The organism is Streptomyces sp. NPDC097981, assembly GCF_040302565.1.
In the GTDB taxonomy this organism is placed as follows: domain Bacteria; phylum Actinomycetota; class Actinomycetes; order Streptomycetales; family Streptomycetaceae; genus Streptomyces.
Window position 1 is genome coordinate 44,919 of record NZ_JBEORW010000003.1, and the last position, 11,941, is coordinate 56,859.

Annotated in this window: 7 protein-coding genes; 2 read left to right on the top strand and 5 right to left on the bottom strand. The window is 73.3% G+C overall.

Features of this window, described 5'->3' with window-relative positions:
- The first annotated feature begins 16 nt into the window (after positions 1-16).
- On the top strand, positions 17-2,629 hold the full coding sequence (locus ABTY04_RS03520) for a SpoIIE family protein phosphatase (RefSeq protein ID WP_502996555.1): 2,613 nt from the start codon (positions 17-19) through the stop codon (positions 2,627-2,629).
- Positions 2,630-2,819: 190 nt separating this feature from the next.
- Here the strand turns inward: ABTY04_RS03520 and ABTY04_RS03525 are convergent, their stop codons facing one another.
- The 5 genes from ABTY04_RS03525 to ABTY04_RS03545 form a co-directional block, all read right to left on the bottom strand.
- The gene (locus ABTY04_RS03525; RefSeq protein ID WP_502996547.1) at positions 2,820-4,937 is read right to left on the bottom strand and encodes a TPM domain-containing protein; all 2,118 of its coding nucleotides are present in this window, start codon (positions 4,935-4,937) and stop codon (positions 2,820-2,822) included.
- A 194-nt stretch (positions 4,938-5,131) separates the two neighbouring features.
- A complete protein-coding gene (locus ABTY04_RS03530) occupies positions 5,132-5,905 on the bottom strand; it encodes a succinate dehydrogenase/fumarate reductase iron-sulfur subunit (protein WP_352211637.1) in 774 nt (257 codons plus the stop codon).
- Positions 5,902-7,806, bottom strand: coding sequence for a fumarate reductase/succinate dehydrogenase flavoprotein subunit (locus ABTY04_RS03535; protein WP_352211638.1), 1,905 nt, complete (start codon positions 7,804-7,806; stop codon positions 5,902-5,904). The genes ABTY04_RS03530 and ABTY04_RS03535 overlap by 4 nt, the downstream gene beginning before the upstream one ends.
- 1 nt (position 7,807) lies before the next feature.
- Positions 7,808-8,629 carry a succinate dehydrogenase subunit SdhC gene (sdhC, locus tag ABTY04_RS03540; protein WP_352211639.1) on the bottom strand — a complete coding sequence of 274 codons (822 nt, stop codon included), beginning with the start codon at positions 8,627-8,629 and terminating at the stop codon, positions 7,808-7,810.
- 136 nt (positions 8,630-8,765) lie between these two features.
- On the bottom strand, positions 8,766-8,987 hold the full coding sequence (locus ABTY04_RS03545) for an Rv0250c family protein (RefSeq protein WP_352211640.1): 222 nt from the start codon (positions 8,985-8,987) through the stop codon (positions 8,766-8,768).
- 349 nt (positions 8,988-9,336) lie between these two features.
- Between ABTY04_RS03545 and ABTY04_RS03550 the strand changes: the two genes are divergently transcribed.
- Entirely contained in the window at positions 9,337-11,703 is a 2,367-nt protein-coding gene (locus tag ABTY04_RS03550; RefSeq protein WP_352211641.1) for an ABC transporter family substrate-binding protein, read from the top strand.
- Positions 11,704-11,941 lie beyond the last annotated feature (238 nt).

Genomic DNA, 11,941 nt, shown 5'->3' on the forward strand with positions numbered 1-11,941 from the left:
CGGTCGCGTGAGCGAGATACCTGCGCAGGCACATCAGGCCCGTGTGCCCGGGGAGACATGGCACGACTCCTTGTGGCACAGCAGCCCGCCTGGCTCGATATATGACTACATAAAGGTCGCGTCTTTCTCCATCGGACCCGACGGGCTCATCGACCAGTGGAGCCTGCGCGCCGAGGAACTGTTCGGGCTGACCGCCGCGCAGGCCGTGGGCCGGGACCCGGTGGACGCCTTCATGCCGCCGGAGCTGCGCGCCGGCGGGCACCGCAGGGTGGCCGAGATCCTCGACGGCAAGGAATGGACCGGCCTCGTCCCCTTCCGGATCCCCGGCGGGAACGGAGAGCACGGCGTGGCCGAGATCTATGTGATGCCCACCCAGACCGAGACCGCCGAGCGGGCCGCGCTGTGCGTCGTCGTCGACGTACGCGCGCTGCGCCGGATCGAATCCGACCTCGCCGCCTCGCAGGCCATATTCGGCCAATCTCCTTTCGGCTTCCTGTTGTTCGGCACGGACCTCACCGTGCAGCGGGCCAACCGCCGTTTCGCGACCGTCTTCGGCGGCGCCGTCGAGGAGCACCGCGGCCGCACCGTCCACGACTACCTCCCGCCCCAGGAGGCCGACCGGATGGCCGAGGCCCTGCGGCGGGTCCTGGAGACCGGCGACTCCGTCACCGACCTCCAGATCACCGGCGCCGCCCCCGGCAGCCGGGAGCGCCGCCACTGGTCCGTCAACCTCTACCGCGTCCACGGCGGCACCGGCCGCCCCATCGGCGTCGCGGGCATCGGCATCGACGTCACCCGCCGCCACCTCGCCGCCCGCGAGGCCGCCGGGGTCCGGCGCAATCTCGCCCTGCTCAACGAGGCCGGGCACCGCATCGGGAACTCCCTCGACCTGGAGACCACCGCCCGCGAACTGCTGGACGTGACCGTCCCGGGCTTCTGCGACCTCGCCGCCGTCGACCTCTACCAGGGGCTGCTGCTCGGCGACGACGACCGGCCCGCGCGGCCGCACGGGCCCGGCGTGCCCTCGCTGCCGCCCGGGCTGGGCGCCGGACGGGCGCCTTCCGCGCCGCTGCGGAGGGTCGCCTTCGCCTCCGCCGTCTCGGACGCCCCGCTGTCGGGTCCGGGCGCGCTGGTCTCCGTAGGGGCGATCCACCGCTACCCGGCGGCCTCGCCGGGAGCAGTGGCCCTGCGGACCGCGCGGCCGCGGCTGATCGAGGGCGGCGGACCGGACGACCTCGTGCAGTCGACGCTCATCGTGCCGATGGTCGCGCACGACACCGTGGTCGGACTCGCCCAGTTCTCCCGTACGAAGGGCAGCGAGCCCTTCGGGGAACGGGACCGGGCGGTGGCCGTGGAGCTCGCCGCCCGGGCCGCCGTCTGCATCGACAACGCCCGGCTCTACCGGCGCGAGCACGAGCGGGCACTGATACTCCAGCGCAGCCTGCTGCCGCCCGGCGACCCCGAGGCGGCCGGCCTGGACATCGCCTGCCGCTATCTGCCCGGGAACGCGGCCACCGAGGTCGGCGGGGACTGGTTCGACGTCATCGAGCTGCCCGGACACCGCACGGCGCTCGTCGTCGGCGACGTCATGGGCCGCGGGCTGCGGGCCGCCGTCGCGATGGGCGAACTGCGCACCGCCGTACGGACCCTGGCGCTGCTGGACCTGGAGCCGGCGGAGGTGCTGACCGCACTGGACGAGATCGCCCGGGGGCTCGGCGCGCCCGGCGACTCCCAGCAGGCCTCCCGGGCGGCCCTGCACTCGCGGGACGCGGACCGCTCGGAGGTGTACCTCGCGACCTGCGTGTACGCCGTCTACGACCCGGTGACCCGGCGCTGCACCATCGCCAACGCGGGCCACATGCCGCCCGTGCTGGTGGAGCCGGCGGAACCGGGCGCCGCGCCGCGGCCCGGGCTGCTGCTGGAGGTCCCGCCGGGGATGCCGCTCGGGGTGGGCGGGGAGCCGTTCGAGGAGGTGGAGGTGGACCTCCCGGAGGGTGCCCTGCTGGCCCTGTACACGGACGGGCTGGTGGAGTCGCGGGACCACCCGCTGGAGGAGGGGCTGCGAGGGCTGCGGGAAGCGCTCGCCGACCCGGTACGACCGCTGGAGGACGTGTGCGACCACGTGCTGAACACGCTGGACACGCGGCACGGTGAGGACGACATCGCGCTGCTGATGGCGAGGGTGCAGGGGCTGCCGATCGACGCGGTGGGCGACTGGCAGCTGCCGCGCGAGGCACGGTCGGTGGGCCGGGCGCGGGAGCTGGCCCGGGCGAAACTGCCCGCGTGGGGACTGGAGGGGCTGCTGGACACCACCGAGCTGCTGGTCAGCGAGCTGGTGACGAACGCCCTGCGGTACGGCGAGGGGGAGATCCGGCTCCGCCTCCTGCTCGACCGCACCCTCGTCTGCGAGGTCTGGGACGGGAACCTGGTGCAGCCGCGGCGGCGCCGGGCCCGGGACACGGACGAGGGCGGGCGGGGCCTCCAGCTGGTCGGCATGCTGTCCGCGGGCTGGGGCACCCGCCGCACCCACCGCGGCAAGACGGTCTGGTTCGAACTCCCCCTCCCGGGCGCGGCGGCGGAAGCCGTCTCGGAGCTCTCGGCGGAACAGCTGCTGAGCATGTACGGCTGACCGCCCGGCCGGGGGAGGGCCCGGCGGAGGGGCACCTGAAGGCCTGGCGGGCGAGGGGCTTCAGGCGGCCGTGCCGGACTTGAGGGTCGCGTTGATGTCGGCCTTCGCGAGCCGGGTGACGCGGCCGAGGACGGTCTGCTCGCTCATCGGTGCCCTTTCAGGTGGCCTGCCACGGATGGAGGAGAGCGGGTCAGAAGCGGCCGCCGCCGCCCATGCGGCCGCGGGTGCCCGAGCCGCCGAACGAGCCCGGACCCGGCCCCCCGCCCCCGAAACCGCCGCCCCCGTCCCCGAAGCCCCCGCCGAAGCCGCCGCGCCCCCGGCCGCCACCCAGGACCTCGCCCAGGATGATCCCGCCGAGGACCGCGCCGCCCATGCCGCCGCCCTGCCGGGGCCGCCCGCCGTACGGGTCCCGGTACGCCCGTACGTCCTGCTCGGCCAGCTGCTGCGCCTGCCGCGCCAGCGCATCCGCCTGCTGGGCCTCCGCCAGCGCGGCCGCCGGGTCCGGGCCCGCCGGGGCCGCCGCCCGCTCCAGGCGCCGCCGGGCCTCCGCCAGCCGGGTACGGGCCTGGCTGCCCACCGCGCCCCGGCTCGTGGTGACGTAGTCCGCCGCCGCGCCGATCGCGCTGCGCGCCGGGAGCATCGCCCGGTCCAGCAGGGCCGCCGCCCGCCGGCTGCCCGCCTCGCGTTCCCGGGCCCCGGCCGGCGCCTCGTCGAGGACGGCGCCAGCCTCCACGACCCGGCGCAGCGCGTCGATCGGGTCGTACCGGCCGGCCGCCTGCTCCCGCCGTACGTCGGACAGGACCGCCTCCGCCCGGCCGATCCGGCCGCGCAGATCCGCCGCGGACACCCCCTCGGAGGTGCCGGTCAGCAGGCCGCGGGCATCGGCGAGGCCGGTGTCCGTCTCCGTGAGCGCGCCGGGCAGCTTCCCGGCCGCCTCCGCCAGCTCCTGCGCCCGCCGCTCCACCGCGTCCACCAGCGTCGCCGCCTGGCCGACCGCGCCCTCGGCGGCCCGTACGTGGACGGCCGCCTTCCCGGTATCGCCGCCGTCGAGCGCCGCCCGGGCCTCGCCGAGGCCGGTGGTCGCGAACAGCAGGCGGTCCCGGGCCCGTTCGGCGTTGGAGGCCACCGGCGCGGACGCCGAGTCCGCATAGTGCCCGGCCAGCGCGGTCAGCGTCGCCTCCGCCGTCGTCGTACGGCCCGTCAGGTCGCGGAAGTGCGCCTCCACCGTGGCGAGCGCCTGCGGGGCGTTCTTCTCCAGGTCCCGCAGCCGGTCGAAGTCCGCCGACTCGGCGTCGAGCCGCCGGTTCGCCTCCGTGCAGTGGGCCACGATCCCGTCCAGCATCCGCCGCCGGGTGGGGTCGTCCTCGGGGTACGCGTCGTCGAGCTGCTGGCGCAGCCGGAACGCGGCCGTCAGCTCGCTCTGCGCGAAGGCGAGGGCCTCGCTGAAGGTGCCCACCGCCGCGTTCCCGAACTGCGCGGAGGCGAAGCCGAGCTCCTCGGTGCTGGTGCGGATCGCGTCGTCGGTCTCCACCAGCAGGGCCTTCGACTTGGCGTCCAGCTCGTCCAGCGGGAGGGCGGTCGTGGTCGCGGGCTGCGCGCCCCAGCCCGTCGTACCGCCACCGCCCGAGGCGCCGCCCCTGCGCTTGCGGCGGCTGTGCGCGTACACCGCGAGGGCGCCGGCCGCGCCGACGACGACCACCGGGAGCACGAAGTCCCCGGCCCCGCTCCCGCTGCTCGTGTCACCTCCGGGATTCGCCTCGCCGGGGGTGATGGCCGGCACCGGCACGGGCTTCCCGTCGAGTACGGCGCCGTACCCGTTGGCGGCCCCGATCGCGGCGCCCGCCCAGTCGTTCTGCCTCAGGGCGGGCTCGATGGCCGTACGGGCGACGTCCGCGAGCTGATTCTCGGTGAACCCGGAGTCGACATCGGCCGAATAGGCGTACTGGCGTGCCCCGGTCGCCACGGCCAGCAGCACGTCGTCCTGGCCGAGTCCGTTCTTCTGCGCGGTGGCATCCGCCCAGCTCTGGGCGGAACGCCCGGAGAAATCGTGCACGTACGTCACGTAGAGCCGGATCCGGTGGCCCTCGTACAGCCTGTCCAGCGCGGAGGCGACGGCGGCCTTCCGGTCCCCGAGGGCGCCCACGCGGTCGGTGATCTGCCCCTGCCCGGACAAGGTGACGGGATCATCGGCCCGGGCGGTCGGCGCCCCCGCCGGCCCCCAGCCGCCGAGCCCCAGCAGCGCGGCGGCCAGGAGGAGCCCGACCCGTACGGATGTCCCGGCGGCGGTGCGTCGCTTCGGCGGGGTCACATCTGGGAGCGTATGGGCCGTTCTGGCCGCCCGCACCCGGAGCACCGGGGCGGGACCCCCCTCTGGCCGGGCGGGAGAGCACGAGCTCGCCCGGCCGCAGGCCCAGCCACCCGCACCGCAAAGCCCCCTGGCGTCACGGCATGTGGCGTTCTCCCAGGGGGCATTGTGTCCTGCGGAGCGAACGGACGGGGGTGCTACAGGTCGCCGCGCCTGCGGATCTTGTTCCCCAGCCACACCAGCGGGTCGTACTTGCGGTCCACCGCCCGCTCCTTCAGCGGGATCAGCGCATTGTCGGTGATCTTGATTCCCTCGGGGCAGACCTCCGTGCAGCACTTGGTGATGTTGCAGTAGCCGAGGCCGTGCTCGTCCTGCGCCGTGCGCTTGCGGTCCAGGCCCGCCTTCGCCGCCGCGTCCAGGGGGTGCATGTCCAGTTCCGCGACCCGCATCAGGAAGCGCGGACCGGCGAACACCTCCTTGTTCTCCTCGTGGTCGCGCACCACATGGCAGGTGTCCTGGCACAGGAAGCACTCGATGCACTTCCTGAACTCCTGGGAGCGGTCCACGTCCACCTGCTGCATCCGGTACTCGCCCGGGGCCACCCCCTCCGGCGGCACGAAGGCCGGGACCTCGCGCGCCTTGCGGTAGTTGAACGACACGTCCGTGACCAGGTCCCGGACGACCGGGAACGCGCGCAGCGGGGTGACCGTGATCGTCTCGGCCCGGTCGAAGGTGGACATGCGCGTCATGCACATCAGCCGCGGCCGCCCGTTGATCTCCGCACTGCACGAGCCGCACTTGCCCGCCTTGCAGTTCCAGCGCACCGCGAGGTCCGAGGCCTGGGTGGCCTGGAGCCGGTGGACGATGTCCAGTACGACCTCGCCGTCGTGCACCTCGACGGTGAAGTCCTGCAGTTCCCCGCCTTCCGCGTCGCCCCGCCAGATCCGGAAGCGGGCGTCGTAGTCAGTCACTCGTAGAGCTCCCCTTCGGCGAGGTACTTGGCCAGCTCTTCCTTCTCGAAGAGCGCGAGCAGGTCGGGGCGGATCGGTTCGGTACGGGTCCGGACCAGGGAGATCCGGTCGGCGGCCGGGTCCGCCGGCGCGGGGTCCACCGGCCGGCACAGCAGGGTCACCGGCCGCCAGTCCCGCTCCATCGACGGGCAGTCCTCCCGGGTGTGCCCGCCGCGGCTCTCGGTGCGCTCCAGGGCCGCACGGGCCACGCACTCGCTGACCAGCAGCATGTTCCGCAGGTCCAGGGCCAGGTGCCAGCCCGGGTTGAACTGCCGGTGACCCTCGACGCCGGCCCGGGCCGCCCGCACGCGCAGCCCGGCGAGCTTCTCCAGGGCCTCGGCCATCTCGCCCTCGCGGCGGATGATCCCGACCAGGTCGTTCATGGTCGTCTGGAGCTCCTGGTGGAGCGTGTACGGGTTCTCCGCGCCCTCGGCGGCATGGAACGGGGCCAGCGCCTCCGCCGCCGCCGCGTCGATCTGCGCCGGGGAGACCGCGGGCGGCGCACCGGCGAGGCCCGCGGCGTACTGCGCCGCGTGCAGACCGGCCCGCCGGCCGAACACCAGGAGGTCGGACAGGGAGTTCCCGCCGAGCCGGTTCGAGCCGTGCATGCCGCCCGCGACCTCGCCCGCCGCGAAGAGGCCCGGGACCCCGACGGTGGCGGCGGTGTCCGAGTCCACCGCGATCCCGCCCATCACGTAGTGGCAGGTCGGGCCGACCTCCATCGGCTCGGCGGTGATGTCCACGTCCGCCAGCTCCTTGAACTGGTGGTACATGGAAGGCAGCCGCCGTTTGATCCGCTCGGCCGGCATCCGGGTGGACACGTCCAGGAAGACCCCGCCGTGCGGGGAGCCGCGGCCCGCCTTGACCTCGGAGTTGATGGCCCGGGCCACCTCGTCGCGGGGGAGCAGCTCGGGCGGACGCCGGTTGTGGTCCGGGTCCTCGTACCAGCGGTCGCCCTCCTCCTCGGACTCCGCGTACTTCTCCTTGAAGACGTCCGGGACGTAGTCGAACATGAACCGCTTGCCCTCGCTGTTGCGCAGCACGCCGCCGTCGCCGCGCACCGATTCGGTGACGAGGATCCCCTTCACGGAGGGCGGCCAGACCATGCCGGTCGGGTGGAACTGCACGAACTCCATGTTCAGCAGCGGGGCGCCCGAAAGCAGGGCCAGCGCATGGCCGTCGCCCGTGTACTCCCAGGAGTTCGAGGTGGTCTTGAAGGACTTGCCGATCCCGCCCGTGGCCAGGACGACCGCGGGGGCCTCCAGGACGAAGAACCGGCCCGACTCGCGCTCGTAGCAGAAGGCCCCCGAGACCTTGTCCCCGTCCTTCAGCACGCGGGTGACCGTGCACTCCTGGAAGACCTTGAGCCGGGCCTCGTGGTCCCCGAACTCCTTGAAGTCCTCCTGCTGGAGCTGGACGATCTTCTGCTGGAGGGTGCGGATCAGCTCCAGGCCGGTCCGGTCCCCGACGTGCGCGAGGCGCGGGTACTCGTGCCCGCCGAAGTTGCGCTGGGAGATCTTCCCGTCGGGCGTGCGGTCGAAGAGCGCGCCCCAGGTCTCCAGCTCCCAGACCCGGTCGGGCGCCTCCTTCGCATGGAGTTCCGCCATCCGCCACTGGTTGAGGAACTTCCCGCCGCGCATGGTGTCGCGGAAGTGCACCTGCCAGTTGTCGTGCTCGTTGACGTTGCCCATGGAGGCGGCGATCCCGCCCTCGGCCATCACCGTGTGGGCCTTGCCGAACAGGGACTTGCAGATCACGGCCGTACGGGCGCCCCGCTCGCGGGCCTCGATCGCGGCCCGCAGCCCGGCGCCGCCCGCGCCGACCACGACCACGTCCCACTGCTGCCGGTCCACTTGAGCCATGTCAGAAGATCCTCGGGTCGGTGAAGGTGCCGCTGGCCAGCAGGTACACGTAGAAGTCGCACAGGGCCACGCTGATCAGGGAGGACCAGGCGAGGAGCATGTGGCGGCCGTTGAGCCGGCTCACCCAGCCCCACAGCCGGTAGCGCACCGGATGTTTGGAGAAGTGCCGCAGGCGGCCGCCCATGATGTGCCGGCAGGAGTGGCAGGACAGCGTGTAGGCCCAGATCAGCGTGATGTTGACGAGGAACAGCAGCGTCCCGAGGCCCATGTGGCCCCACTCGTAGCGGTCGTTGCGGAAGGTCAGCACGGTGTCGTACGTGAGGATGCCCGCGACCGGCAGCGCCGCGTAGAAGAAGTACCGGTGGATGTTCTGGAGGATCAGCGGGAAGCGCGTCTCCCCGGTGTACTTCGCGTGCGGCTCGGCGACGGCGCAGGCGGGCGGAGAGGCCCAGAAGCCCCGGTAGTACGCCTTGCGGTAGTAGTAGCAGGTCAGCCGGAAGCCGAGCGGGAAGACCAGGATCAGCAGGGCGGGGGACAGGCCCCACCAGCTGCCGAACAGGTCCAGGTTGGGGCCGCCGCGCATCTCCCGGCAGTTCTCCGCGAGACACGGGGAGTAGAACGGGGAGACGTACGGGGCCGCGTAGTAGTCGGCGTTGGCGAAGGCCCGCCACGTCGAGTAGACGATGAAGGCGAGCAGACCGGCCGCGGTGGCGGCGGGGGCCAGCCACCACCGGTCGGTGCGCAGGTGCCGGGCTGCGATCGAGGCCCGGGAGGCGTCGTGGACGCCGGTCAGCTGCCGGGGTGGTTCCGTGCCTGTGGCCAAAGGGGACTCCGGGTGGAGTGATGAGGGATGACCCACGAGGCCCAGCCGCGGACGGCTGGGCCTGGGGGGTGCCCCCGGCGGTGGCCGGGGGGCGGGATGCCGGAACGCGGGGACGCGCGGGGGCGCGCCCGCGGGATCAGGGTGCCCGGCGGTCGCGGGCGCCGAGACCCTCGTCGTCGACGTCCTTCCACAGCGAGCTGTCGTACGGGGCGTCCGGGACGGGGACCATGCCCTCCCGGCCGGGCGCCCGCGGGGCGGCCCGGGCCTGCCGGGCAATGTCCTTCTCCAGCCGTTCCACGGAGCGGACCAGCTCGTTCAGGTTGCGTCGTACGGCGGTCAAATCATCTTGCAGGGACATGACTTGCCCTCACTTCCGCTGATTGCGGTGGCAACGCTCATGTGCGCCTGCGAGTGTCGCGCCTCCCGTCCCCGGTTGTGAAGGGACGTGCAGCGATTGCGGGCGCGCAGGCGCAATCTGTGCGCCCCTCCCTGCTCCCATTTTGATCCCTCTTGCGAGGGAACGCCCGCCCGTGGCGCAAGCGGGATTGGTCCGCACGGGTGGGGTTCGCGGCGTGGCGAGGGCCGGCTCCGAGAGGTGTGGCGGCCAGTGGATTTCAGTGTGTTGCAGAACCCGGTGTGATCAGCTCCATATACCGCCAAACGCGATCAAGTCGCCCCTTTCGCGCCCCGCCTCGGAGGTACCACCCATGTCCCAGAGAAGGCGCCGGTCCTTGGCGCTCCTGACCTCGGGAGTCCTCGCACTGCCGCTGCTCGCGGGCTGCGGCTCTGGTGACGACGAGGGCGGTCCCGTGGCCGCCGGCCAGGACATCGCGGCGACGGCGCGTGACAAGGTCGCCGACGGCGGCGTGCTCCGCTGGGCCGTGGACTCCCTCCCGGACACCCTGAACACCTTCCAGGCCGACGCCGACGCCACCACCACCCGGATCGCCGGGGCGGTGCTGCCCCAGCTGTTCACCCTGGACGACAAGGGCCGGCCGGTGGCCAACCCGGACTACCTGGAGAAGGCCGAGATCGTCGAACGGGAGCCCAAGCAGGTCGTCCTGTACAAGCTGAACCAGAAGGCGGTGTGGAGCGACGGCCGCGAGATCGGCGCCGCCGACTTCGTGGCGCAGTGGCGGGCCCTGAACGGCAAGGACTCGGCGTACTGGACGGCCCGCAACGCCGGATACGAGCGGATCGAGAAGATCGAGCGCGGCAAGACGGACCTGGAGGTCAAGGTCACCTTCGCCAAGCCGTACACCGACTGGCGCTCCCTGTTCTCCCCGCTCTACCCCAAGCAGGTCACCGGCACCCCGAACGCGTTCAACGAGGGCGCCCGCGGCACCCTCAAGGTCACTGCCGGACCCTTCAGCCTCGGGGCCATCGACAAGATCGCCGGCACCGCGGCGCTGACCCGCAACGCCCGCTGGTGGGGCCGGCCGGCCAAGCTGGACACGCTGCTCCTGACGGCCGTGCCCCGGGCCCAGCGCCCCGCCGCGCTGGCCGCCGGCAAGGTCGACCTGGCGGAGGTCGACCGCACGGGCGCGGACCGGATCGCGCTGGCCCGCCGGGACGCGGATCGCGCACCGGGCCAGGGCGGGACCCCGGCGCACGGACCGGGCTCCTCGGAGACCGCGGCCGAGGCCACGCTGTCCTGGGCGAAGGCGAACGGCGCCGACGAGGGCCAGGCGAAGACGGAGCAGGACCGCCGCGCGCAGAAGGCCGAGGCGGCCAGGAAGTACGCCGACGAGCAGTCGGCCCTGCGCTCCTTCACGGTCCGCAAGTCCCTGGAGCCGGCCTACACCCAGCTCGCCATGAACGGGGCCTCCGGCCCGCTGGCCGACGACCGGGTCCGGCGGGCGGTGGCCCGGGCGCTGGACCGCGGGGAATTGGCCGAGATCGTACTGAAGCCGCTGGGCCTGCCGGTGAAGCCCGTCGGCAGCCACGTGGCGCTGGCCGGGCAGCGGGCGTACGCCGACAACAGCGACGCGCTCGGCGGCAAGGACATCCACGCGGCCGAGGCCCTGCTCGCGGACGCGGGCTGGCGCCGGGGCGGCAAGCTCAACGAGCCGGCGGGGGCGAAGGCCGGCGCCGAGAACGCGGAGCACGCCACCCAGGACGACTCGAAGACCCCCTCGGGGCCGGGCACGGGCAACGACGGCCTGTACATCGTGGGCCAGGAGGACGAGCGCAACGGCGACAGCCCGGAGCGGGGCCCGGCGTCCGGGTCCGCGGTCAAGGCCGACCCGGACGCAAGGGGAATGGAGGCCCAGGGCGAGCGGGGAGACCCGGTCCCGGCCGCGGCCCCGCACACCGACGATCAGAAGGCCGCGCTGCTGGCCCAGGCCGAGGCCCTCGGCCCCGCGAACACGGCGGGCCCGGCCGGCGCCGCCGCCGACGCCAAGCGCGGCCCGGCCCGCCCCGGCGAGGCGCCCGGGCCCGGCAAGCCGGGGAGCCCCTCCCCGGCACCGGCCCCGGCCAAGCACACCCGTACCTCCGGAAACATGCTCGCCAAGGACGGCAAGGCGCTCTCCCTGCGTTTCGTCCTCCCGGCCGGCCCCGGCTCGGAGGCCCTGCGCACGGTCGGCGAGCGGATCGCCCAGATGCTCCGCAAGGTCGGCGTGAACACCGTGCTGACCAAGGTGGCCGACGCGAGCTTCTTCAAGGACCACGTCGCCTCGGGCCAGTACGACCTGGCGCTCTACTCCTGGCCGGCGACGGCCTACCCGGCCACCGACGCCCGCCCCATCTTCGCCAAGCCGCAGCCGGCCGCGGACGGCTCGCTCCTCGTCGAACAGAACTACACCCGGGTCGGCACCGACAACATCGACCAGCTCTTCGACCAGGCGGTCGGCGAGCTGGACGAGGAGGCCTCGCGCGAGCTGATGCGCAAGGCGGATGCCCGGATCTGGGCCGCGGCCGGTTCCATCCCGCTCTACCAGCGCCCGGAGCTGGTGGCCGTCAAGCCGAACCTGGCCAACGCCGGCGCCTTCGGCCTCGGCACCCCCCGGTTCCAGGACATCGGCTGGAAGAAGGCTCCGACCGCGAAGGAAAACCAGGAGAAGAAGAAGTGACAAAACGGGGCCAGACAGATTGAGCTTCGGCTCACAAGCTCAGATGTGACTCAAGTCGCTTGCCCGCCGGAGATCCGGCGGGCAAGGTCGTGCGTACCCGTTGACCCGCGGCAATACCCGCAGTACCCACGCCGGGAATCCCCCACCCCGTACCCGGTTCTTCTCAGTCGTCCGGCCTCTTGACAGACCCCGCGGCGGGCGGTTCCCGCCACGCGACGTACGATGGGGTAAGGCCGTG

Bases quoted from the DNA above. Each gene is read 5' to 3' on its own strand.
- ABTY04_RS03535 (WP_352211638.1), bottom strand. From the start codon at position 7,806: ATGGCTCAAGTGGACCGGCAGCAGTGGGACGTGGTCGTGGTCGGCGCG.
- ABTY04_RS03545 (WP_352211640.1), bottom strand. From the start codon at position 8,987: ATGTCCCTGCAAGATGATTTGACCGCCGTACGACGCAACCTGAACGAG.
- ABTY04_RS03550 (WP_352211641.1), top strand. From the start codon at position 9,337: ATGTCCCAGAGAAGGCGCCGGTCCTTGGCGCTCCTGACCTCGGGAGTC.